The organism is Polaromonas sp. P4_F9 (genome assembly GCF_056401235.1).
Genome location: NZ_JBFUJT010000020.1, coordinates 54,452 through 75,837 on the forward strand (window position 1 = coordinate 54,452; position 21,386 = coordinate 75,837).

The following is a 21,386-nucleotide window of genomic DNA, read 5'->3' on the forward strand; positions in this document are numbered from 1 at the left end:
CGCCAAGTGACGCCAGCAAGTGACGCCCGCAGCGACCAGCGGGCAGGCGTGCCGCTATGACTGAAAAAAATGGGCGAATGGCCGAAAGGCTTGCAAACCCGGTAATAATGCAACTCGATTGCGTTATTGTGCAAAAAAAGAACCGAAAAAAACCTACGGAACCATGGCCTCCGCGCTTCCCACCCTTGTCCGCACTGCGGACCCCATCGATGCACTGCTGTCAGCCCATGGCCTGCGCCGTACCAGCGGGGCACGCCTGGTGCTGGGCTGGTTGCTGGCGCATCCCGATACGAGCTACACCCATGGCCAGCTGCAAGCGGCGCTGTCGGTGGCGAGGGACGGGGAGGGTGAGCAGGTTCAGGGTGGCGCACTGGACCGCGTGACGCTCTATCGCCTGATTGACCGCCTGACGCAGGTGGGCCTGTTGCTGTGCCGGGTGGACGTGAACCGGGTGCGCCGCTACCAGGCCATGCCCGCCAGCGTGCATGCCATCCCGCATTTTGAATGCCAGAGCTGCCACCGCGACAGCCCGCTCGCGGGTGCGCTCGAAGCCAATGCCAGGGACCTGGAACGCGCCGCGCAAACCGCACTGGAGGCGCTCCAGGCTTTGGGCTACCAGGGCACGAGCATGGACTTTGCCGTGCGGGGCGTGTGTGCCGACTGTGTGGCCGCTACTGCTACCGCTGATTCGCAGGGCATGACCGCGTGATCAGCACCCGCCAACTCGCCTACCGCTACTCCGTCGGCCCGGAACTACGGTTTGACGATGTGGACGTGGCGCAGGGTGGCGTGCTGCTGCTCCGCGGCGCGTCGGGTTCGGGCAAGTCGACCTGGCTGGCGCTGGCGGCGGGTTTGCTGAGCCCCAGCGAGGGCAGCATGACCGTGGCGGGGCAGTCCATCCAGGCGCTGGGGAAGGCTGCCGGTGATGCGTGGCGCGCGCAGACCATCGGTTTCCTGCCGCAACGTCTTCACTTGAGCGCAGCACTGACGGTCCACGGCAACCTGGCCCTGGCGCAATGGGCGGCCGGCCAGCCGCTTCAGGAGGGCCGCATCGCCGAAGCGCTGGCAGCGCTGGATGTGCAGGCGCTGGCCGGCCGCAGGCCGGCGCAGCTTTCGGGCGGGCAGGCCCAGCGGGTGGCGCTGGCCCGGGCGGTGCTGCTCAAACCGTCGGTGATCCTGGCCGACGAACCCACCGCGAGCCTGGACGATGAGGCTGCTGCGGCGTCGTTGGCCTTGCTGCAAAGCACGGCGCAGCAGCAGGGCGCCACGCTGGTGATTGCCACGCACGATGGCCGGGTCGGCACTTTTTTCAAGGATGAAAAAGGCCTTCAGTCTCTGAAAACGGGGGCTGGCAGGCCATGAAAACAATAGCATTTGCCTGGCGTTACCTGTGGTCGAGGCCGCTGGCCGCCACACTGAACCTGCTGCTCTTGAGCCTGGGGCTGGCCTCTGTCACTTTCCTGCTGCTGGTCAGCCACCAGATCAGCCGGGCCTTTGAGCGCGACCTCGCCGGCATTGATGTGGTGGTGGGCGCCAAGGGCAGCCCGATGCAGCTGATCTTGTCGGGCGTGTTTCACCTGGATGTGCCGACGGGCAATGTGCCGCTGGCCGCTGTCAAGGCGCTGGAGAGCCATCCGCAGGTGGCCAAAATCATCCCCATCAGCCTGGGGGACAGTTTTCGCGGCTTCCGTATTGTGGGCACCACGCCGGCCTATATCTCGCATTACGACGCCCGGCTGGCGCAGGGCGCGCTGTGGGCCCAGCCCATGCAGGCGGTGGTTGGCGCGCAAGTCGCCCGGCAAACCGGCCTGAAAGTAGGTGACACCTTTGCGGGGACCCATGGCCTCGGGGGTGGCGGGGATGTGCACGGACAAACTCCCTACACCGTGGCCGGGGTGCTGGCGCCCAGCGGCACCGTGCTGGACCGCCTGGTGCTGACCGCGACCGAGTCGGTGTGGAAGGTGCATGAAACCGACACGGCCCTCGATGAAGAAGACCAGAAGATTCTGGAAGAAGAGCGCGAGGTCACGCTGGCGCTGATCCAGTACAAGTCGCCGCTGGCGGCGGTGACCTTTCCGCGCTACATCAACAGCAGCACCGACATGCAGGCGGCGGCCCCGGCGCTCGAAATCACGCGCCTGCTCAACATGGTGGGCGTGGGCACCGATGTACTGCGCGCCCTGGCCGGCGTGCTGCTGCTCACCGCGGCCCTGAGCGTATTCATTGCCTTGTGGGGTGCCGTGCGCGAGCGCCGCGCCGACCTGGCCCTGCTGCGCATGCTGGGTGCGCCGCCGCGCAAGGTGGCCGGCCTGCTGTTGTGTGAGGCCTTGTGGCTGGCCATGCTCGCCACGCTGCTGGGTGTGCTGGCCGGGCAGGGGCTGACGGCGCTGATTGGCTGGACGCTGCAGCTGGAAAAATCGGTGTTGATCGGTGCGCTGTCGTGGCCGGTCGAGTTGGTCAGTGTGCCGGTACTGGCGCTGGGTGTGGCGCTAGCGTCCGCGTTGCTGCCCGCCTGGGAGGCCTACCGGGTCAACGTGTTTGAACTTCTTCAACCAAGGTGAAACTTCTTATGAAAAACTTTGCTTTCCTTCAGAACGTCCTTCAACAAACGCCGTCCATTCTTGCCGCCGTTGCGCTGGGTGCCGTGTTGTCAGTGGCTTCAGTGGCGTATGCGCAGCACAGCGACAAGGAAACCAAGGAAGACGTCCAGCGACACCGCGCGATGGCCGCGGCCCACGAAGCCGCGGCCAAGTGCCTGGAATCGGGCAAAAAGGAGGAGGTGTGCGAGAAGGAACTGCAGGCTGCTTGCAAAGGGCTGGCGGTAGGGAAATACTGCGGCATGAAACACGTTCATTGAGGCAGGTGAATAATCCGGCTTGGCACCGCGCTACAACTTCTGGAGCACCGCGTGAAAAATCGTCTTTGCATTGAACCTTCGACGGGCTCGTCGACAGGGCGTTTGGCGCTTCGACTGGCGTGCGCGTATTCGCTGGGTTCCGCACTGCTTCTGGCCGCAACCGGCCTGCCGGCGCAAACGCTGTCATCGCCGCTGGCTTCGGGTACTGCGAAATCCGCAGCGCCTGCTGCGCCCGGTTTTGAACTTCCGGCAGGTCGGGGGCCGGGGGTGCATGGCGTCAACAGCCCTTTCCCGAATCTCTCGGCCAGAGACGACGTGGTGCCCTGGTCGGTGTTGACGGCGGTCAAAACGAAGACCGAAAAAAACCGCATTCTGCCGGTCTTCAGCATGGACCAGCTGGCACTGAACCAGAAAACCCAGCGTATCCAGGGCTTCATGATGCCGCTGGACCCGGGCGAAAAACAGCGCCATTTCCTGCTGTCGTCCGTGCCCCTCACCTGCGCCTTCTGCACGCCGGGCGGCCCTGAAAGCATGGTCGAGGTCAAGACCAAAACGCCGGTGAAATACAGCATGGAGCCGGTGGTGGTGGAGGGCCGCTTCCTGGTGCTCAACGACGACGCCTACGGCCTGTATTACCGGATCACCGATGCGACCAGCATCAAGTAAGGTTTCGGGCCGGCTCGCATGACGCGGTTGCCACGCGCTCCGGCCAGGTCCCTGGCCTGGTTACTCGTGTTCGCGCTGTTGCTGGCGCAGATGCTGGGCCTGATGCATGGCGTGGTGCACGGGTCGCAGATGCAGGCAGTGGGCAGCGGGCAGGGGCACCATCATGCCCACGATCACGATCACGATCACGATCACGATCAAGGCCCACATGCCGACCATGGCAATGGCTGGCTGGAGTCACTTTTCTCCTCACATGACGCCGATTCGGATTGCCGCCTGTTTGACCAGGCCAGCCATGGCAATGCGGCGCCCACGCTGCCGGCATTGAGCTTGCCGATACTGCTGTCATCGTGTGTTGTTGATATTCCCCAGGGCGAAGCACTCGCCCGCTGGGCGGCGCTGTTCGACGCGCGCGGCCCGCCCTTGACCAGCTGAATCCCCCCAGGTTGCGATGCGCTGGCCTCCAGGCCAGGGCGCAGCTTTGCCCCTGCGCCTGAGCAGGTTCGCATTTTCCCGATTCAACAAGGTCATCATGAACCCATCATTTTTGAACGGTGCCGCCGGTACCGTCGTTTACGCCCGTCCGGGCGCTCCCTTTTTTCCGCATCACTTCGTTCAGCGGGCTGTGCTCATGCTGGGCGCCGCGGCTGCGCTGCAATGCGGCGTTGCAAGCGCGCAGACGCCTGCAACGCCTGTTATGCCTGCGATGCCTGAAGTGGGCAGCCTGAAAGAAGTCACCATCACGGGCAACCCGTTAGGTGCTACTGATTTAATAGCGCCTGCCGCCCAGTATTCGGGAACGGGACTGCTGTTGCGCTCCAAGACCACGCTGGGTGAGACGCTGGACGGCGTGCCCGGCGTGAGCAGCACCTACTTCGGGCCGAACGCCAGCCGGCCCATCATCCGCGGGCTGGATGGTGACCGCATCCGCATCCTGGGCAACGGTGGCGCCACGCTGGACGCGTCCAGCCTCAGTTACGACCACTCGGTCACGACCGATCCGATCAGCATCGAGCGCATCGAGGTCCTGCGCGGGCCCGGGGCCTTGCTGTATGGCGGCAGTGCCGTGGGCGGTGTGGTCAACGTGATCGACAACCGCATCCCGCGCGAGGCGCTGTTCGATGAAAAAGGCGGCGTGGGCGGCAAGGTCGACCTGGGCCTGGCGACCGGCAATCGCGAAAAAAGCAGCGGCGCTTTGCTCGAAGGCGGCAACGATCGCTATACCCTGCATGTGGACGCATTCAACCGCGAAACCGGTGATGTCAAGGTGCCGGCCGACCTGGCCTGCACCAAGGACGGCGTCAACACCACCACTAACCGCATCTGCAATTCAGCCAGCAAGGTTCGGGGCGGTGCGGTGGGGGGCTCGGTGTTTTTTGACCAGGGCTACCTGGGCGCGTCGGTCAGCACTTACCGCAGCAACTACGGCACCGTGGCTGAAGACGACGTGACCATCGACATGAAGTCCGACCGTGTCGCGCTGGAAGGCGAGGTGCGCAACCTGGGCGGGCCTGTCCAGAGCATCAAGGGCCAGTTGAGCCATACCGACTACATGCACACCGAGTTTGAAGGGGCCACGCCCGGCACGGTGTTCAAGAACAGGGGCAGCGACTTCCGCCTGGAAGCGCGCCACGCGCGCTTCGGAAACCTGGACGGGGTGGTGGGTTTTCAGGCGGAAAACAACCGATTCTCGGCGGACGGCGCGGAAGCATTTGCGCCTTACAGCAAGACCTCGCAAAACGCGGTTTTTGCGTACGAAGAATACGGCACAAGCTGGGGCAAGCTGAGCTTTGGCGGTCGGCTGGAATCGGTCAAGGTCGAATCGCTGGGCAACCCGCTCGTGGCGCGGTTTGCGCCCTTGACGCGCGACTTCACGCCCCACAGCTATGCGCTCGGCGCCCTGTGGAATACGGCGCCAGGTTGGCAGCTCACAACGAACCTGGCTTACACCGAACGGGCGCCCAAGGATTACGAGCTTTTCGCCCAGGGCCCTCATGTGGCGACCAACGCCTGGGAAACCGGCGATGCGACGCTGGGCAAGGAAAAGTCGACCAGCCTTGATGTGGGCACCAGCTGGAAATCGGGGGCCAACCGCTTTGCCGCCAACGTCTACATGCATCGCTTCAGGAACTACATCGGCCTGATGGCAACGGGCAACACCTATGGCCAGGAAGATGGCGCGCTCAATCCGGCCGATGCCGACGGTGATGGTGTGGATGACAACGATCCGGACAACAAGCTCCTGCCGGAGTTTGCCTACACCGGCGTGCGTGCGCGCTTTGTGGGCCTGGAAGCCAGCGGCAATATCCGCCTGCTGGAAGGCGCTTCCACGCTGGACCTGGCTTTGCGCGGTGACCTGGTGCGTGCCACCAACCTGAACAACGGCCAGCCGTTGCCGCGCATTGCACCGGTGCGGCTGGGTGCCAGCCTGTTGTGGGCAAGCGGGCCCTGGGGCAGCGGCATCGGTTTTGACCATGCCATGGCGCAGAACCGCGTGGCTGCGGGCCAGCGCGCCACATCGGCTTATACGCTATGGAACCTGGCGGCGACTTACCGCACGAAAGCCGGCCCTTCCAGCCTGCTCTGGTATGCCAGGGTGGACAACCTGACCAACCAGCTGGCCTACAGTGCTTCGTCGGTGCTGACCACCACAGCATTTCCCAAAGCGCCTTTGCCGGGTCGCAGCCTGAAGGTGGGATTGCAGGTCGCCTTTTAAGCGCAGGCAGATGGAGCACCAGGAGGCGGGACGCCAGGAGCGCGCACGGTGGAGGGCGCGCTAAGATTGCCCCGGATGAACCAGCCTGTCTTTGTGTCCCTGCTCCCGGTTGTCTTGTTGATTGCTGCAGGTTTTATAGCTGGTCGCGCAGGCTGGATAAGGCCTGTGGCCATTAAAGATCTTTCCAGCCTGGTTTTTCTGCTGCTCGCGCCGGCGCTGCTGTTTCGCACCATGAGCCGTGTGCGCGTCGAGCAACTTGACTTCAAGCCGGTCGCAGCGTATTTCCTGGCCGTCATCATCCTGTTTGCCGGCACGCTGCTGGTGCAGGGCTTCAATCGCCGCGCAGCCGTGCTGGCGCTGGCCAACACGTTTTCCAACACGGTCATGATTGGCATTGTGCTGGTCGGCCTGATGTACGGGCCCGTGGGCCTGGTCACGCTGCTCACGCTGGTTTCCGTGCATTCACTCGTGTTGCTCACCAGCGCCACGGTGGTGCTCGAGCTGGCTGTGGCCTACGAGCAAAAGCGGGGCACTTCGGACGAAGTCACAAGGGCACCGCGCCACCCGGTGACCACGGTGCTGATGGCCGTGAAAAACGCGTTGCTGCATCCGGTGCCGCTGCCCATCATCGCGGGCCTGCTGTTTGCGCAAACCGGGCTGGCGATTCCCGCCGCGATCGACAAGCCGCTGGAGTTGCTGGCCAATGCCTTCGGACCGCTCGCGCTGGTGATGGTGGGCGTGACGCTGGCCTACACACCCGTGGGGCCGCACTGGCGCCAGGCGCTGTTGCTGGCCGGGGTGAAGAACCTGTTGCATCCCTTGCTGGTGTTTGCCCTGTGCCATCTGCTGGGCGTGGGCGGCGTGCCCATGGCCGTGATGGTGGTGGCGGCCGCCTTGCCGATCGGCGCCAATGTATTTCTGTTTTCGCAGCGCTACAAGGTTGCCGAAGAACTGACCACGGCCAGCGTGGCGGTTTCCACTGTGCTGGCGCTGCTGACCCTGACCCTGGTGCTGCTGCTGGTCGGGCAGCCCGTATGAAGTATGAAGTATGAAGTATGAAGTATGAAGTATGAAGAATAGGAGTGTGATCTGATGCAATTCCTGCAATCGTTTCCGGTGTCGGCCCAGGCCATTGGATTGTTGCTGCTGTCCAATGTCTTCATGACCTTTGCCTGGTACGGGCATCTGAAAAACCTGGCGACCTCGCCCTGGTATGTGGCCGCGCTGCTCAGCTGGGGCATTGCCTTGTTCGAGTACCTGCTGCAGGTGCCTGGCAACCGGATCGGTTTTACCCAGTTCAGCGTCGGGCAACTCAAGATCATGCAGGAGGTGATCACCTTGGGCGTGTTTGTTCCTTTTGCCGTGTTTTATCTGAATGAGCCCCTCAAGCTTGATTACCTGTGGGCTGCGCTGTGCATGATGGGCGCGGTGTACTTCATCTTCCGATCCGCCTGAAAGGCTCTTCAGCCAGGCAGGGGCCGCGGAACCGGCTTAGCCGGGCCGCAGGCGCAGCGGCCCCTCGGGGGGGAGCGCAGTACACGAAGTGACGAGCGCGGGGACTCTGTAGCCAAGCAGGGGCCGCGGGACTGGCTTTGCCAGACCGCAGGCGCAGCGGCCCCCTCGGGGGGCAGCGCAGTACACGAAGTGACAAGCGTGGGGGCTCTATCCCACCCCGGTTAAACTCCCCCGCAGTTACAAAAACGTCATAGTTCTGACATATTCCCTGAGGATTCGATATGCTGTTTGGCAAATTGCTGCCGCGCGAAGGCAATTTTTTCGAGATGTTCAACCAGCATGCCAGCCGCATTGTCGAGGCTGCCCATGCCTTTTCGGACCTGGTGGCCAACTACAGCGACGTGCAGAAGCGGGAGTCCTACAACCTGGCCGTTGACAACGCCGAACGCGCGGCCGACCGGATTACCCAGGAGGTGAACCGGATGCTGCACAAGACTTTCATCACGCCGATTGATCGGGAACAGATCCATTCCCTGATCAACACCATGGACGACGTGGCCGACCTGATCCAGGACTCTGCTGAAACCATGGCGCTGTATGACGTGCGCCACATGACCGAAGAGATCGTGCGCCTGACCGACCTGAGCGTGAAGTGCTGCGAGCGGCTCAAGGATGCTGTGGCCCTGATCGGCAAGCTCAATGATGCGGCCACCGCCGAGGCGGCGCTCAAAACCTGTGAAGAGATTGACAAGCTGGAGTCCGATGCCGACCGTGTGATGCGTTCGGCCATGAGCAAGCTGTTCCGTGAAGAGCCGGATGTGCGCGAAGTCATCAAGCTCAAAGCCATTTACGAGTTGCTCGAAACCATCACCGACAAGTGCGAGGATGTGGCCAATCTCATCGAGGGCATCGTCCTCGAAAATTCCTGATCGCCGGCTCCGCTATGCAAACCGTACAGACCGCCCTGTGGGTCGTAGTGCTGCTGGTGTTCCTGGCCATTGCCTTTGACTTCATGAATGGCTTCCACGATGCGGCCAATTCGATCGCCACGGTGGTGTCCACCGGCGTACTCAAGCCGGCTCAGGCCGTCGTCTTTGCGGCCGCGTTCAACCTGATCGCCATTTTCATCTTCCACCTCAGCGTGGCCGCCACCGTGGGCAAGGGCATTGTGCAGCCCGGTGTTGTCGACACACACGTGGTGTTTGGTGCGCTGACCGGCGCCATCACCTGGAACTTCGTGACCTGGTATTACGGCATCCCGAGCAGCTCGTCGCATGCCCTGATAGGCGGCATTGTGGGCGCGGTGATTGCCAAGGCCGGGGCCGCTGCCCTGATTTCGGCGGGCATCCTCAAGACGGTGCTTTTTATCTTTATATCGCCATTGCTGGGTTTTCTGCTCGGCTCCCTGATGATGGTGCTGGTCGCCTGGGTCTGCCGGCGCGCAACGCCGTCAAAAGTGGATGGCTGGTTTCGTCGCCTGCAGCTGGTGTCCGCCGGGGCCTACAGCCTGGGGCACGGCGGCAATGACGCGCAGAAAACCATAGGCATCATCTGGATGCTGCTGATTGCCACCGGCTATGCGTCGGCGAGCGACGCCGCCCCCCCTGGCTGGACGATCGTGAGCTGCTACCTCGCCATTGCGGCGGGTACCATGTTTGGCGGCTGGCGCATCGTCAAGACCATGGGCCAGAAAATTACCAAGCTCAAGCCCGTGGGCGGCTTTTGTGCCGAAACCGGCGGTGCGCTGACGCTGTTCCTGGCGACCGGGCTCGGTATTCCTGTCTCAACCACGCACACCATCACGGGCGCCATCGTCGGGGTGGGTTCCACGCAGCGGGCTTCTGCCGTGCGCTGGGGCGTCGCCGGCAACATTGTCTGGGCCTGGATATTCACCATTCCCGCCTCCGCCTTTGTGGCGGCCATTGCCTACTGGTTCAGCCTGCAGATTTTCTGAACGGTTTTCCGCAGGGCCGCCCCAAGCAAGTTCAGCCCCCGGGAGGCATCCTTCGACAGGCTCAGGACGAACGGAGTTCAGTGAGCAAACCTTGGGGTCATCCCCCTTCAGCCGGGGCCGCGGAACCGGCTTTGCCGGGCCGCAGGCGCAGCGCCCCCTCGGGGGGCAGCGCATTACACGCAGTGAAAAGCGTGGGGGCCCATTTCGACGCCGGGCCGCCCCAAGGCGAAACCGCCCCCTCGGGGGGCAGCGCATTACACGCAGTGAAAAAGCGTGGGGGCCCTGTTTACTGGCTTATTTTCCTCGCCTCTTCCACCTGGTATTCGAAGTAGCGCTGGAAGCTGAACGCAATGCTGGACATCAATGAAACGGTGCCAAACAGCAAGGCAAACACCACGGCGCCTATGGTGAGCCAATTGGTGTAGCCGGCGGGGGCCTCGGGTGCCTCCGGATTGTGGCGTGCATTCCATTTTTCGAACGGCATCAGGCCGTAGTAAATGGCGGTCAGCGCGGTGCCGGCCAGCATGAAGCCCAGCAGCGGAATCAGCACCCAGGCGAGCTGATCGTCCTGGCCATACAAGCGCACGCGTTCAACACCCCACCAGCCCAGGGCTGCGGCGATGGGGTGCACCCACAGCCAGCGGTCTTTCATGCCAAACAGGTACAGGCGATGCAGCCCCAACTGGCCGCCGATGAAGGCCAGCCAGGCGGCGGCTGTTTTGTTTTTTGAGGTGAATGAGTGCATGCGGGGATTATGGAGCGGGCAGTTGGGCGGGCGGTTGCGTATCGCCCGCGCCCAGGGTTTTTTGCATGATGACGATGTCGCGCCAGGCGCCGAATTTCCAGCCACAGGACTCGATGAGGCCGACTTGCGTGAAGCCCAGCGCGAGATGGACGCCGACGGACCCGGCATTGGCCGAGTCACCAATAATGGCCATCATCTTGCGGATGCCCACAGCCTCGCAGCGTGCCAGCAGTTCGGTGAGCAGTGCGCGGCCCAGGCCCTTGCGGTGCAGGTCGGGAGCCAGGTAAATCGAATCTTCCACCGAATACCGGTAGGCCGGCCGCGGCTTGAACCAGTTGCCGTAGGCAAAGCCGGCGATCCTGCCGTCCTCCTCGGCGACCAGGTAAGGCAGGCCCTTGGACAGCACATCGGCCCGGCGGGCCGTCATGTCGGCCACGCTGGGGGGCTCGGTTTCAAAGGTGCCCGTGCTGTGGAGCACATGGTGCCCGTAAATGGCGGTGAGGGCGGGAAGGTCTTCGTCGCGGCTGGGGCGTATGAGAGGCATGGGGTGCGGTAATTCTGGCTAAAAAATCGGTTAGGCGGGTGCCGGGAGGAATCCATTTTCCGGTAAAACCGTCGGAAGCGGGTCAGCGGGTTATAATGTCAGGCTTTGCAGCATTTCGCTGGCCGGGTGGCCATGTCGTGTGTCTCAAGCGCTGCAGGAATATTTGGGGTGTGTATTACCCGTCACATCCCACCACCCGAAGGATAAATCATGGTCGTCATTCGACTTGCACGCGGCGGTTCCAAACACCGTCCTTTTTTCAATATTGTTGTGGCTGACAAACGCGTTCGCCGCGATGGCCGCTTTATCGAGCGCATCGGTTTTTACAACCCGATCGCCAAAGGCGGTGAAGAAGGTTTGCGCATTGCGCAAGACCGTCTGACCCACTGGCTCGGTGTCGGCGCTCAGCCGTCGCCTACCGTTGAGCGTCTGGTCAAGCAGGGCGCCGCCAAGGCTGCCTGATCTTTTCAGACGTCTTGATGTTGCCCGGCCGTGAGCCGTCTGCAGGCTTGACGCCGTCAAGCCTTCCGGACGACGCCATTGAGGTCGGGCGCATCCTGGACGCCTGGGGTGTCAAGGGCTGGGTGAAAATCCTGCCGCACAGCACCGATCCGGAGGCCCTTTTTTCGGCCAAATCCTGGTTTCTCCAGGCACCGGAGGCCAAATTCCGCCCGGGCTTCAACGCGTTCTCCGGAACCGTTTTGCTCAGCGTGGACGAAGCCAAAATCCACTCCGACACTGTCGTCGCCAAAATCAGCGGCCTGGACGACCGCAATGCCGCAGAGGCCTTGCGGGGCGCCCGCATTTTTCTGCCGCGCAGCAGTTTCCCGGCTGCCTCCAAAGACGAGTATTACTGGGTCGACCTGATCGGCCTGAATGTGGTCAACCGCGAAGGTGTGACCTTGGGGCAGGTGCGCGACCTGATGGCGACCGGTCCCCATTCGGTGCTGTGCGTGGAGTACACGGCGCAGCAGGAAGACGGCACGTCTGTAACCGCCGAACGCATGATTCCCTTTGTCTCCGCCTATATCGACACGGTCGATATTGCGGGCAAATGCATCACGGTTGACTGGCAGCCCGACTATTGACGCCGGTGCAGGCTCTCGGGGTGGATTGCCCTGAGTCGGCCGGTGCGCGCAAAATAGCCTTTCCATGCGCTTTGACGTCATCACCCTGTTTCCCGAGCTTTTTGCGCCATTTCTGGTCAGTGGCGTCACCCGCCGTGCCTACGAAACGGGCCTGGTCGAGGTCAAGCTCTGGAATCCCCGCGATTTTGCCGAGGGCAGCTACCGCCGTGTGGACGACCGGCCGTTTGGCGGCGGCCCCGGCATGGTGATGATGGCCGAGCCGCTCACGCTCTGCCTCGAACAAATACGTGCCGAGCGTACCGCTGGCGGCGTGGCAGATGTGCCCACCGTGCTGTTCTCCCCCATAGGCGAGGCGCTGAACCATGCGGGCGTCGAAACCTGGTCAGCCAGCAGCGGTGCCGTGCTGGTTTGCGGCCGCTATGAGGGCCTGGACCAGCGGTTCATTGAAACCCATATCGATCGGCAGATCAGCCTGGGCGATTTCGTGTTGTCCGGCGGTGAGATCGCCGCCATGGCCCTGCTGGACGCCGTGGCGCGTTTGCAGCCCGGCGTGCTGAACGACGAAGGCAGCCACCAACTGGACAGCTTCAATCCGGCGCTGGACGGCTTGCTGGATTGCCCGCATTACACCCGGCCGGAATCCTGGCGCGGCCAGCCCGTGCCGCCCATCCTGTTGTCCGGCAACCATGCCCAGATCGAGCGCTGGCGGCGTGAGGAGCGGCTGGCGCTTACCCAGCGCCAGCGTCCCGAACTGGTGCAAAAGGCGCGGGTGGCCGGCCATTTGACCGCTCGCGACGAAGCTTTTCTGGCTGATTTGTTCGAAAATCCTGAAAAAGATGCCTAGCTGCTATAATCAAAGGCTTTTCGATCCTCTGGCGGCCACTGCAACCATCTGAATCATCTGCGGATGAATCCTTGGATTTGCGGTCTTTAGCGTAGCGCGTGAATGAACGAAGAAGTTAGATGGAAAAATCATGAATCTGATTCAAACCCTCGAGCAGGAAGAAATTTCCCGCCTGAACAAAACCATTCCCGCTTACGCTCCTGGCGACACCGTCATCGTGAGCGTGAATGTGGTTGAAGGCACCCGCAAGCGTGTGCAGGCTTTTGAAGGTGTGGTGATTGCCAAGCGCAATCGCGGCCTCAATTCGAGCTTCATCGTTCGCAAAGTGTCGAACGGCGAAGGCGTTGAGCGTACCTTTCAGGTCTATAGCCCGCTGATCGCGAAGATTGAAGTCAAACGCCGCGGTGATGTGCGTCGTGCCAAGCTGTACTACCTGCGTAGCCGCAGCGGAAAGTCTGCACGTATCAAGGAAAAACTCGGCGCCTGATCAACCGGTCGGGTTGTGCTTGCAGCTCAACCCGGCGCGGGGCGGCCTCAAAGGCAACCTGAAAATTCCCTTGAAAAAGCCGCTCCGAGAGCGGCTTTTTTTATGTCTTGCCAGCTCCCGTGATCGCCTCATCAACAGTCCCTCAACCTCAGCCGATGCGCTCCCATGAAGTTCAGCAAGCCCTTGCCGAAATTTGACCCCCGCAGCATCCCGGTGCAGGGCGTTGATGACCATCTTGCGGGTGTGCCGCTGGAGCGCCTGACGCCGCCGGCCCTGCGCGAGCGCTTTCGGCATCCGCCGGTCTGGACCCCGGAGCACAGTGTCGAAAAGAAATTTGCCGACCGCGAGCCGGCGCTTGCGGCGGTGCTGTTGCCCCTGGTGATGCGGGACGAGCTCACCTTGCTGTTGACCGAGCGGGCGACCAATCTCTCCACACATTCCGGCCAGATCGCGTTTCCGGGCGGCCGCACGGACGAGTCCGACCAGGATGCGGTGGACACTGCCCTGCGTGAAGCCCACGAGGAAATTGGCCTGCCGCGCAACCATGTGGAAGTGCTGGGTACCTTGCCCACCTACGTGACGGGAACCGCGTTCATCATCACGCCGGTGGTGGCGCTGGTGAGGCCGGGGTTTGCGTTGCAGCCCAACCCCGGCGAGGTGGCTGATGTTTTTGAGGTGCCGCTGGGCTACCTGATGAACCCTGCCCACCACCGCCGCCATGAATTCGAATTTGACGGCATGCTCCGGCAATGGCTCTCGATGCCCTACACCGAGCCGTTGGACGAGGCTGACGGCGGCGAATCACGGGAGCGCTACATCTGGGGCGCCACGGCCGGTATGCTGCGCAATCTTTACCGCTTTCTAAGCGCCTGAGTTTATAAGCCCACCCCCGTCCAGGCTCACTGCGTGTAGCCTGTTCCCCCTCAAGGGGGAGGAGAAACAGCCCCACCCCCGTCCGGACTCACTTCGTGTAGTCCGTTCCCCCCTCTAGGGGGCGGTGCCTGCGGCCCGGCAAAGCCGGTTCCGCGGCACCCTGAAATACCCTTCCGCTGGGTTACGCCCACTGAACTCTTAAACCCAGCATGAGCCGCAGGACCGGCTTTGCCGGACTGCAGGCGGGCGGCCCCCTCGGGGGGGCAGCGCATTACACGAAGTGAAAAGCGTGGGGGCTCGCCTCACCGTGGGGGCAGTATGATTCCGCATGAGCTTTTTTGCCGTTTTGTTTGCACTCATCATCGAACAGGCCCGGCCCCTGGCCCGCGGCAACTGGGTTCATGCCGGATTTCGGGGATGGGCGCGCTGGGCCAACCGCAGCCTGGATGCCGGCAAACCACACCATGGCTGGATTGCCTGGACGGTCGCCGTGGTGTTCCCCGCGCTTGCAACGCTGCTGGTTCACTGGCTGCTCTGGAGCATCAACGCCTTGCTGGCCTTTGCGTGGAGTGTGGCGATTTTGTATGTCACGCTCGGCTTCAGGCAGTTCAGCCACTATTTCACCGACATACGCGACGCGCTGGACGATGGCGATGAGACCACGGCGCGCGAGCTGCTCGCGCAGTGGCGCCAGGTGGATGCCAGTGAATTGCCGCGCAGCGAAATCGTTCGTCACGTCATTGAATACTCGGTGCTCGCCGCCCATCGCCATGTGTTTGGGGTGTTGGGCTGGTTTTCGGTGCTGGCCGCACTCGGCCTGGGGCCGGCGGGGGCGGTTTTTTACCGCATGAGTGAGTTTGTGTCGCGTTACTGGGTCTACAAAAGCAAGCGGGCGGAAGCCGCCGGTGAGGGCGCCAGCCCCGCGCTCCAGCAGGCGGCCACGCGCGCGTGGGGCATCATCGATTTTCTGCCGGCCCGCGTCACCTCGCTGGGGTTTGCGGTGGTGGGCAGTTTTGAAGATGCCATTGACGCCTGGCGCAGCTACACACAGCGCTTTCCCGCCAATACACCTGTAGCCTCCGAGAATCGCAATGACGGACTGATTCTTGCCGCCACGTCGGGCGCCGTGAATGTGCGGCTGGGCGGCGAAGCGCTCAAGACCGCTTATTCGTCCGAGGCCTCCCGGGGCGGTGGACTGGATGCCGAAGTGGTGGAGGGGTCTGGAATCATCGAGACCACGTCGGGACGGGAACCTGAAGTGGCGCACCTGCGCAGCATTGTGGGCCTGGTGTGGCGCTCCGTGGTGCTGTGGATGGTGCTGCTCGCCTTGCTGACGCTGGCGCGCCTGCTGGGCTGAGAGGGTCCGAACGACCCCTGCAGCGCGATCCGATCTCGGGTCGATCGCCAAGTTCTGTCGGTGCCCTGAGGGCGCTGTTCAATAACGGGTCTGCGACAGCTCCGCAAACAATTCGCTATACAAACGATAGCGATTTGCGCTGATGCTGCTGGGGCCATCTGCCAAATTCACTTCTGAAATCACGCCGCAGCCGGGCTCATGAAGATGCGTGCAGTTGTAGAACTTGCAGTTCTGTGCGTGCGCCTTGAGGTCGGGCATATAGCCGGCCAGCTGCATCGGGTCGATGTGGTGCAGGCCGAACTCCTGAAAGCCTGGTGAGTCGATGAGTGCGGTGGTCTTGGCGCTGTCAACCCAGTACAGCGTGGTGCTGGTGGTGGTGTGCTTGCCGGAGTTCAGGGCTTGTGAAATCTCGGCCGTCAGCACCCGGGCCTGGGGCACCAGAAGATTGGTGAGGCTGCTTTTCCCGGCCCCGGAGGGCCCGAGCACCAGCGTCTTTTTGCCTTGCAGCAATTCGATGAGCCTGGCGGCCTGCGTTCCGTCGATGTCGGTGTCGGCCTCGGGCTGGGCGGCCTTGGGCTTGATGGCCAGCGGCAGCATCTGGTAGCCCATGGCTCGGTAAGGCGCGAGTTTGGTCCATGCGCGCTGGAACGGCTCGGTCAGGTCGCTTTTGTTCAAGGCAATGATGGGGGTGATGCGCTCGGCTTCAGCCGCGATCAGGGCCCGGGTCAGCTGGCTTTCCGAGAATTCGGGCTCAGCCGCGATCAGGATGAGCACCTGGTCCAGGTTGGCGGCAAACGACTTGGTGCGCATCTCGTCCTGCCGGTAAAACAGGTTGCTGCGCTCCTCGATTTTCTCGATGGTGCCTTCATCCTGCGAGGGCAGCCAGCGTATGCGGTCACCGACCACGGCCTGGCTTTTCTTGCCGCGCGGGTGGCAAATCACACGGTCGCCCGACTCGGTTTCCACCAGCACATGGCGGCCAAACCCGGCCACCACCAGACCCGGCCGGGTGCCCGAGACCGGCGCCGCCCCGGCGCGAGCCGGTTTGCTCAAGCGAGCAGGGCGTCAACCTTGGACGCGCAGAAGAAGTCGCTGGCGGAAATGCCGTTTACGTCGTGCGTGTTGAAGCGGACCGTGCATTTGCTGTAACTCACCGTCAGGTCGGGGTGGTGGTCTTCGGCATTGGCAATGAAGGCCAGTGCATTCACAAAAGCGATGGTCTCGTAGTAATTCTTGAAGCTAAAGGTCTTCTCCAGCGCGCCATCGATCAGTCGCCAGCCCAGTGGCTGCTCGCCATTGAGCTTGCTCAGTTGCGTGACGATTTCGGTGGCGCTCAGGGCACGGCGGTTTTGATGAACAGGATGGCTCATGATGCAACGCTTTGGGTTGAAGGGTTCATGCGTCCCAGCCGCTCGGAGGCGGGCGGGTGCGAGTAATAAAACTTCACAAACACCGGGTCGGGTGTCAGTGTGCTGGCATTGTCCTGGTAGAGCTTGAGCAGGGCGCTTTGCAGATCCTTGCCATCCGTCTGTGCGATCGCATAGGCGTCGGCCTCGAACTCATGCTTGCGCGAGAACTGGGCAAACAGCGGCGAGATAAAAAAACTGAACAGCGGAACCACCAGCATGAACAACAGCAGGGCCAGCGCGTCGTTGGCTCCGGTCATGCTCGGCCGCACGCCGAGCCCGGTATAAAACCAGGCCTGGGATGACAGCCACCCCAGCAGCGCAAAACCGACCAGGCTCAATGCAAACATCGAAACGATGCGTTTGATGATGTGTTTGTGCTTGAAGTGACCGAGTTCGTGGGCCAGCACCGCGTCCACCTCGCCGGGGGTCAGTTGCTTGAGCAGGGTGTCGTAAAAAACCACGCGCTTGGCCGCGCCAAAGCCGGTGAAGTAGGCGTTGGCGTGGGCCGAGCGTTTGCTGCCATCCATCACGAAAAGCCCCTTGGCTGCAAAGCCGCAGCGCTGCATCAGTGCTGTCACCCGCGCCTTCAGCACTTCATCTTCGAGTGGTTTGAATTTGTTGAAAAGTGGTGCGATCACGGTGGGGTAGAGCACTAAAACCAGCAGGTTGAAACCCATCCACGCCCCCCAGGCCCAGAGCCACCACCATTTGCCGGCGCTGCCCATCAGCCAGAGGATCAGCGCCACAATCGGCAGGCCGACGACGGCGCCGACCAGCGTGGATTTCACCAGGTCGGTCAACCAGAGCCGGAAGGTCATTTTGTTGAAGCCGAAGCGCTCTTCAATCCTGAAGGTGCTGTACAGGGTAAAAGGCAAGTCGAGCAGGCCGCTGATGACGCCGAATGCCGCCAGCAGTGCAAGCTGGGTCACCAGGCTGCCATAGGCTGCCAGGCCGGAGTGGAGCAGCGCCTGATTGAGCGCATCGATGCCGCCCAGCAGCGTCCAGCCCAGCAGCAAGGCGGCCGCGAACGCCGTCTCCAGCATGCCGAAGCGCGCTTTGGCGACGGTGTAGTCGGCTGCCTTCTGGTGCGCCTCCAGCGAAATGGTGGCCGCAAATGCCGCAGGGACGCTGCTCCTGTGCCGCATCACATGGTGTATTTGCCGGGACGCCAGATAAAACCTGACCAGCAACCCGATCACCAGCAAGGCGGCAAACACCAAGGTAAAGACAAGTGAATAGTCGGTCATGATTCGCAGTTTAGGCTATCGGCGAGAATCGGGAGATGTCTGAAATTGAATCCACACTCAAAAAATCCGACCAGAACCTTGTCTGGCTTGACTGCGAAATGACCGGCCTGGACCCGGAAAAAGAACGGCTGATCGAGATTGCCGTGGTCGTGACTGGTCCGCAGCTCACGCCGCGCATCGAAGGCCCGGTGCTGGCCATTCACCAGTCCGATGAGCTGCTGGACCAGATGGACAATTGGAACAAGGGCACGCACGGCCGCAGTGGGTTGATTGACAAGGTCAAGGCCAGCACGGTCACCGAGGAGGCTGCCGAGGCCCAGTTGCTGGCGTTTTTGGCCCAGTACGTACCCAAGGGCGGATCTCCCCTGTGCGGCAACAGCATCAGCCAGGACCGCCGCTTTCTGGTCAAGTACATGCCGAAGCTGGAAGCGTTTTTGCACTACCGCAACGTGGATGTCAGCACGTTCAAGGAGTTGGCCAAGCGCTGGCGGCCCGAGGTCTATAGCAGTTTCAAGAAACGCCAAAGCCATACCGCGCTGGCCGATGTGCATGAATCGATTGACGAGCTGGAACACTACCGGCAGCATTTTTTGAAGTGATGCTCTCAAGCGAGTTCTGGCCATTTCCCCGCATTGATGGCGTTTGTAGCTCCTGAAATAATAGCAAACAGCCTGGCGAGCGCCTCCCGCGGAAAGCCGTAATGGCCTTGGCTGAACCGGGGGACTGGTAGAAACCCGTAAACCGAGCTATAATCAAAGGCTTGCAGTTGCACAGGGTGCGCTGCATTTGTACATCTACCTCACACTTTTGGACTCTACCGACAGAGTCACCGCTTCGGGCTGATTCGCCTGAACCGCATATTCGTTTGATGGTTGGTGTTTTATTAACCATGAACGAATCCTCTCGCATCGCGGGGGGTGAAGTTTCCTGTCCTTCGCTAACAAAGCGTTGCGCACGGGTGATGATTGAGAATAAACATGACTGACTCTTTTGAGGCTCGCGGCGACTTTTTGCCTGAAGCAAACACCGATACCGACATCCTGGGCGTTCCGGATTTTTCCGATGCGCCTGCCACCGCCGCCACCTCGCTGGACGCCATTGCGCCCCAGCCCAATGGTTTCGTGAAGCTGGGCCTGGCCCAGGAACTGCTGCAGGCCGTGGCCGACATGGGTTTTACCCAGCCTACCGCCGTGCAACTCGCCACCATCCCCAAGGCCATGCAGGGCCTGGACGCAGACGGCACAGACCCGAAAGCCAAATTCACCGACCTGCTGGTTTCCAGCCAGACCGGCAGCGGCAAGACCGCCGCTTTCCTGCTGCCCGTGCTGCACACCCTGTTGATGCAGCAGGAAGAAGCCGAGCGTCAGGAACGCGCTGAATTTGAACGCCTGAGCGCGGAAGCCATCGCCAAAGGCGAAGCTCCTCCGAAAAAGCCCAAGCGCAAAGACCCGACCAATGCCCGCAATTTCAAGGCCGCCACCCCTGGCGCGCTGATTCTGTGCCCGACGCGCGAATTGGCCCAGCAGGTTTGCGCCGACGCGATTGACCTGGTGCGCCATTGCCGCGGCCTGCGCATTGCCAATGTGGTGGGCGGTATTCCTTACCAGCTGCAGATTGCCAAGCTGCAAAACGCCAATCTCGTGGTGGCCACGCCGGGCCGCCTGCTGGACCTGCAGCGCAGCATGCAGATCAAGCTCGACCAGGTGCAATTCCTGGTGGTTGACGAGGCCGACCGCATGCTGGACCTCGGCTTTGCCGACGACCTGACCGAAGTCAACCAGCTCACCATTGAGCGCAAGCAGACCATGATGTTCAGCGCCACGTTTGCGCCGCGCATCATGCAGCTGGCCACGCGCGTGATGCGCCAGCCGCAGCGCGTGGAAATTGATTCCCCGCACGAAAAACACCTGTCCATCACGCAGTCCCTGCTGTGGGCCGACAACATGACCCACAAGCGCAAGCTGCTGGACCATTGGCTGCGCGACACCACAATCAACCAGGCCATCGTGTTTGCGAGCACGCAGGTCGAGTGTGACGGCCTGGCCAATGACCTGGTGCAGGACGGCTTCAGCGCCGTGGCGCTGCATGGCGCCCTGGGCCAGGGTTTGCGCAACCGTCGCCTGATGGCTTTCCGTGACGGCCGCGTGCAGGTTCTGGTCGCTACCGATGTGGCCGCCCGCGGCCTGGACGTGCCCACCATCACCCACGTGATCAACTACGGCCTGCCGATGAAAGCCGAAGACTATGTGCACCGCATCGGCCGCACCGGCCGTGCCGGCCGCTCGGGCCAGGCCATCACGATTGCCGAGTTCCGCGACCGCCGCAAGATTCAGGATATCGAGCACTACACGCAGCAAAACCTCAAGCCCAGCGTCATTGCCGGTCTGGAGCCGCAGCAGCGTTTCGCGCCGACGTCCGAGCGTCCGCGCGGCAATTTCGGTGGTGATCGCGGCGGCCGCAGCTTCGGCGGCGGCGGTGGTGGCTACGCAGGCCGCAAGCCGTCAGGCGGCTTTGGCGGTGGTTCGGGTGGTGGGTTTGGCGGCAACCGCGATGACCGCGGCGGCTCCTTCCCGGCGCGTCCCGCGCCGCAGGGCAACGGGTATGCCGATCGCACCAGTTTCAATGATCGCGGCCCACGCCGCCAGGACGACCGCAGCTTTGGCAACAACAACGCTGGCTTCGCCCCACGTGACGATCGCAACTTCGGCGCCCGCAATGAAGGCTTCGCGCCGCGCCCTGACTTTGCAAACCGCAAACCCGCGTTCGCCAAGCCTGCGGGCAAGGTGTTTGTGCCGCGCGATGCTGCCAAGAAGGCTGGCAAGTTCTCCAAGCCTGCACGCGACTGATCGCGGACCGGCCTCGATAAAAGCCCCGGCGACGCCAAGTCGCCGGGGCTTTTTTTGTATATGATCCGCAGGCCGCGCGCCTTTCGGCGCGCATCCGGAAAACAGATGACCGCAGCCGCCTGGCCACCCCTCTCGAAGCACTGAACGCAAGCCACGGTCGCACGCCCTGAGCGCGCGGCCGCTGCCTTGCCTGAACGCCTGCCGGATCGTCCCGGCCGGGCGTTCCCTTTCGACCACGCACTCATCGCGAAGCGGCCCGGCGCCGCCCGATGTCTTGCGCCGTCCGCTTCATTCTTTT

Annotated in this window: 24 protein-coding genes; 19 read left to right on the forward strand and 5 right to left on the reverse strand. The window is 62.4% G+C overall.

Annotated elements, in window-relative coordinates:
* Window positions 1-163: 163 nt before the first annotated feature.
* From AC1DUB_RS17875 to AC1DUB_RS17925, 11 genes are all read left to right on the forward strand, one after another.
* Complete coding sequence (locus AC1DUB_RS17875; RefSeq protein WP_477730665.1) at window positions 164-709, forward strand: Fur family transcriptional regulator; 546 nt, start codon at window positions 164-166, stop codon at window positions 707-709.
* The gene (locus AC1DUB_RS17880; protein WP_477730666.1) at window positions 706-1,362 is read left to right on the forward strand and encodes an ABC transporter ATP-binding protein; all 657 of its coding nucleotides are present in this window, start codon (window positions 706-708) and stop codon (window positions 1,360-1,362) included. The genes AC1DUB_RS17875 and AC1DUB_RS17880 overlap by 4 nt, the downstream gene beginning before the upstream one ends.
* A complete protein-coding gene (locus tag AC1DUB_RS17885; protein ID WP_477730667.1) occupies window positions 1,359-2,561 on the forward strand; it encodes an ABC transporter permease in 1,203 nt (400 codons plus the stop codon). The genes AC1DUB_RS17880 and AC1DUB_RS17885 overlap by 4 nt, the downstream gene beginning before the upstream one ends.
* Window positions 2,562-2,569: 8 nt before the next feature.
* A complete protein-coding gene (locus tag AC1DUB_RS17890) occupies window positions 2,570-2,857 on the forward strand; it encodes a hypothetical protein (protein WP_477718654.1) in 288 nt (95 codons plus the stop codon).
* A 51-nt stretch (window positions 2,858-2,908) separates the two neighbouring features.
* Window positions 2,909-3,523 (forward strand): DUF3299 domain-containing protein, encoded by a 615-nt coding sequence (locus AC1DUB_RS17895; RefSeq protein ID WP_477718655.1) that lies wholly within the window; start codon window positions 2,909-2,911, stop codon window positions 3,521-3,523.
* Between the two features lie 18 nt (window positions 3,524-3,541).
* Complete coding sequence (locus AC1DUB_RS17900; RefSeq protein ID WP_477730668.1) at window positions 3,542-3,958, forward strand: hypothetical protein; 417 nt, start codon at window positions 3,542-3,544, stop codon at window positions 3,956-3,958.
* Window positions 3,959-4,055: 97 nt separating this feature from the next.
* Window positions 4,056-6,239 carry a TonB-dependent receptor gene (locus tag AC1DUB_RS17905; protein WP_477730669.1) on the forward strand — a complete coding sequence of 728 codons (2,184 nt, stop codon included), beginning with the start codon at window positions 4,056-4,058 and terminating at the stop codon, window positions 6,237-6,239.
* Window positions 6,240-6,314: 75 nt separating this feature from the next.
* Window positions 6,315-7,277 (forward strand): AEC family transporter, encoded by a 963-nt coding sequence (locus AC1DUB_RS17910; protein ID WP_477718658.1) that lies wholly within the window; start codon window positions 6,315-6,317, stop codon window positions 7,275-7,277.
* A 54-nt stretch (window positions 7,278-7,331) separates the two neighbouring features.
* The gene (locus AC1DUB_RS17915) at window positions 7,332-7,694 is read left to right on the forward strand and encodes a DMT family protein (protein WP_477718659.1); all 363 of its coding nucleotides are present in this window, start codon (window positions 7,332-7,334) and stop codon (window positions 7,692-7,694) included.
* A 281-nt stretch (window positions 7,695-7,975) separates the two neighbouring features.
* A complete protein-coding gene (locus AC1DUB_RS17920; RefSeq protein WP_011482621.1) occupies window positions 7,976-8,623 on the forward strand; it encodes a DUF47 domain-containing protein in 648 nt (215 codons plus the stop codon).
* A 14-nt stretch (window positions 8,624-8,637) separates the two neighbouring features.
* Complete coding sequence (locus tag AC1DUB_RS17925; protein ID WP_477718660.1) at window positions 8,638-9,648, forward strand: inorganic phosphate transporter; 1,011 nt, start codon at window positions 8,638-8,640, stop codon at window positions 9,646-9,648.
* 286 nt (window positions 9,649-9,934) lie between these two features.
* Here AC1DUB_RS17925 and AC1DUB_RS17930 read toward each other — a convergent pair whose 3' ends face one another.
* Window positions 9,935-10,393: a hypothetical protein gene (locus tag AC1DUB_RS17930; protein WP_477718661.1), complete on the reverse strand. Its 459-nt coding sequence runs from the start codon at window positions 10,391-10,393 to the stop codon at window positions 9,935-9,937.
* Between the two features lie 7 nt (window positions 10,394-10,400).
* Window positions 10,401-10,937 carry an N-acetyltransferase family protein gene (locus AC1DUB_RS17935; RefSeq protein WP_477718662.1) on the reverse strand — a complete coding sequence of 179 codons (537 nt, stop codon included), beginning with the start codon at window positions 10,935-10,937 and terminating at the stop codon, window positions 10,401-10,403.
* A 210-nt stretch (window positions 10,938-11,147) separates the two neighbouring features.
* Between AC1DUB_RS17935 and rpsP the strand changes: the two genes are divergently transcribed.
* From rpsP to AC1DUB_RS17965, 6 genes are all read left to right on the forward strand, one after another.
* Window positions 11,148-11,399 (forward strand): 30S ribosomal protein S16, encoded by a 252-nt coding sequence (gene rpsP, locus AC1DUB_RS17940; RefSeq protein WP_011482625.1) that lies wholly within the window; start codon window positions 11,148-11,150, stop codon window positions 11,397-11,399.
* Between the two features lie 17 nt (window positions 11,400-11,416).
* Complete coding sequence (gene rimM / locus AC1DUB_RS17945; RefSeq protein WP_477718663.1) at window positions 11,417-12,025, forward strand: ribosome maturation factor RimM; 609 nt, start codon at window positions 11,417-11,419, stop codon at window positions 12,023-12,025.
* A 64-nt stretch (window positions 12,026-12,089) separates the two neighbouring features.
* A complete protein-coding gene (gene trmD / locus AC1DUB_RS17950) occupies window positions 12,090-12,869 on the forward strand; it encodes a tRNA (guanosine(37)-N1)-methyltransferase TrmD (protein ID WP_477718664.1) in 780 nt (259 codons plus the stop codon).
* Between the two features lie 130 nt (window positions 12,870-12,999).
* A complete protein-coding gene (gene rplS / locus AC1DUB_RS17955) occupies window positions 13,000-13,356 on the forward strand; it encodes a 50S ribosomal protein L19 (protein WP_305635523.1) in 357 nt (118 codons plus the stop codon).
* Between the two features lie 165 nt (window positions 13,357-13,521).
* Window positions 13,522-14,229: a CoA pyrophosphatase gene (locus tag AC1DUB_RS17960; protein ID WP_477718665.1), complete on the forward strand. Its 708-nt coding sequence runs from the start codon at window positions 13,522-13,524 to the stop codon at window positions 14,227-14,229.
* 328 nt (window positions 14,230-14,557) lie between these two features.
* Window positions 14,558-15,586 carry a CobD/CbiB family protein gene (locus AC1DUB_RS17965; protein ID WP_477718666.1) on the forward strand — a complete coding sequence of 343 codons (1,029 nt, stop codon included), beginning with the start codon at window positions 14,558-14,560 and terminating at the stop codon, window positions 15,584-15,586.
* Window positions 15,587-15,664: 78 nt separating this feature from the next.
* On the opposite strand, the gene rsgA is transcribed toward AC1DUB_RS17965, so the two are convergent.
* Genes rsgA through AC1DUB_RS17980 form a run of 3 tightly spaced genes read right to left on the reverse strand, consistent with a single transcriptional unit; the run spans window position 15,665 to window position 18,242 of the window.
* Window positions 15,665-16,639: a ribosome small subunit-dependent GTPase A gene (gene rsgA / locus AC1DUB_RS17970; RefSeq protein WP_477718667.1), complete on the reverse strand. Its 975-nt coding sequence runs from the start codon at window positions 16,637-16,639 to the stop codon at window positions 15,665-15,667.
* Entirely contained in the window at window positions 16,636-16,956 is a 321-nt protein-coding gene (locus tag AC1DUB_RS17975; RefSeq protein ID WP_477718668.1) for a 4a-hydroxytetrahydrobiopterin dehydratase, read from the reverse strand. The genes rsgA and AC1DUB_RS17975 overlap by 4 nt, the downstream gene beginning before the upstream one ends.
* Window positions 16,953-18,242: a M48 family metallopeptidase gene (locus tag AC1DUB_RS17980; protein ID WP_477718669.1), complete on the reverse strand. Its 1,290-nt coding sequence runs from the start codon at window positions 18,240-18,242 to the stop codon at window positions 16,953-16,955. Before AC1DUB_RS17980 ends, AC1DUB_RS17975 begins: the two co-directional genes overlap by 4 nt.
* Before the next feature lie 35 nt (window positions 18,243-18,277).
* Here AC1DUB_RS17980 and orn point away from each other — a divergent pair, with 35 nt between their 5' ends.
* On the forward strand, window positions 18,278-18,841 hold the full coding sequence (orn, locus tag AC1DUB_RS17985; RefSeq protein ID WP_477718670.1) for an oligoribonuclease: 564 nt from the start codon (window positions 18,278-18,280) through the stop codon (window positions 18,839-18,841).
* Between the two features lie 378 nt (window positions 18,842-19,219).
* Window positions 19,220-21,088 (forward strand): DEAD/DEAH box helicase, encoded by a 1,869-nt coding sequence (locus AC1DUB_RS17990; RefSeq protein ID WP_477718671.1) that lies wholly within the window; start codon window positions 19,220-19,222, stop codon window positions 21,086-21,088.
* Window positions 21,089-21,386 lie beyond the last annotated feature (298 nt).

What these genes read in the sequence shown, in the direction of transcription:
- AC1DUB_RS17910 (WP_477718658.1), top strand. Translation starts at nt 6,315, where the DNA reads ATGAACCAGCCTGTCTTTGTGTCCCTGCTCCCGGTTGTCTTGTTGATT.
- AC1DUB_RS17890 (WP_477718654.1), top strand. Translation starts at nt 2,570, where the DNA reads ATGAAAAACTTTGCTTTCCTTCAGAACGTCCTTCAACAAACGCCGTCC.
- AC1DUB_RS17980 (WP_477718669.1), bottom strand. Translation starts at nt 18,242, where the DNA reads ATGACCGACTATTCACTTGTCTTTACCTTGGTGTTTGCCGCCTTGCTG.
- AC1DUB_RS17925 (WP_477718660.1), top strand. Translation starts at nt 8,638, where the DNA reads ATGCAAACCGTACAGACCGCCCTGTGGGTCGTAGTGCTGCTGGTGTTC.
- AC1DUB_RS17875 (WP_477730665.1), top strand. Translation starts at nt 164, where the DNA reads ATGGCCTCCGCGCTTCCCACCCTTGTCCGCACTGCGGACCCCATCGAT.
- AC1DUB_RS17935 (WP_477718662.1), bottom strand. Translation starts at nt 10,937, where the DNA reads ATGCCTCTCATACGCCCCAGCCGCGACGAAGACCTTCCCGCCCTCACC.
- AC1DUB_RS17920 (WP_011482621.1), top strand. Translation starts at nt 7,976, where the DNA reads ATGCTGTTTGGCAAATTGCTGCCGCGCGAAGGCAATTTTTTCGAGATG.
- AC1DUB_RS17915 (WP_477718659.1), top strand. Translation starts at nt 7,332, where the DNA reads ATGCAATTCCTGCAATCGTTTCCGGTGTCGGCCCAGGCCATTGGATTG.
- rimM (WP_477718663.1), top strand. Translation starts at nt 11,417, where the DNA reads ATGTTGCCCGGCCGTGAGCCGTCTGCAGGCTTGACGCCGTCAAGCCTT.
- AC1DUB_RS17960 (WP_477718665.1), top strand. Translation starts at nt 13,522, where the DNA reads ATGAAGTTCAGCAAGCCCTTGCCGAAATTTGACCCCCGCAGCATCCCG.
- AC1DUB_RS17930 (WP_477718661.1), bottom strand. Translation starts at nt 10,393, where the DNA reads ATGCACTCATTCACCTCAAAAAACAAAACAGCCGCCGCCTGGCTGGCC.
- AC1DUB_RS17900 (WP_477730668.1), top strand. Translation starts at nt 3,542, where the DNA reads ATGACGCGGTTGCCACGCGCTCCGGCCAGGTCCCTGGCCTGGTTACTC.
- trmD (WP_477718664.1), top strand. Translation starts at nt 12,090, where the DNA reads ATGCGCTTTGACGTCATCACCCTGTTTCCCGAGCTTTTTGCGCCATTT.
- orn (WP_477718670.1), top strand. Translation starts at nt 18,278, where the DNA reads ATGTCTGAAATTGAATCCACACTCAAAAAATCCGACCAGAACCTTGTC.
- AC1DUB_RS17975 (WP_477718668.1), bottom strand. Translation starts at nt 16,956, where the DNA reads ATGAGCCATCCTGTTCATCAAAACCGCCGTGCCCTGAGCGCCACCGAA.
- rpsP (WP_011482625.1), top strand. Translation starts at nt 11,148, where the DNA reads ATGGTCGTCATTCGACTTGCACGCGGCGGTTCCAAACACCGTCCTTTT.
- AC1DUB_RS17965 (WP_477718666.1), top strand. Translation starts at nt 14,558, where the DNA reads ATGAGCTTTTTTGCCGTTTTGTTTGCACTCATCATCGAACAGGCCCGG.
- AC1DUB_RS17990 (WP_477718671.1), top strand. Translation starts at nt 19,220, where the DNA reads ATGACTGACTCTTTTGAGGCTCGCGGCGACTTTTTGCCTGAAGCAAAC.
- AC1DUB_RS17885 (WP_477730667.1), top strand. Translation starts at nt 1,359, where the DNA reads ATGAAAACAATAGCATTTGCCTGGCGTTACCTGTGGTCGAGGCCGCTG.
- rplS (WP_305635523.1), top strand. Translation starts at nt 13,000, where the DNA reads ATGAATCTGATTCAAACCCTCGAGCAGGAAGAAATTTCCCGCCTGAAC.
- AC1DUB_RS17905 (WP_477730669.1), top strand. Translation starts at nt 4,056, where the DNA reads ATGAACCCATCATTTTTGAACGGTGCCGCCGGTACCGTCGTTTACGCC.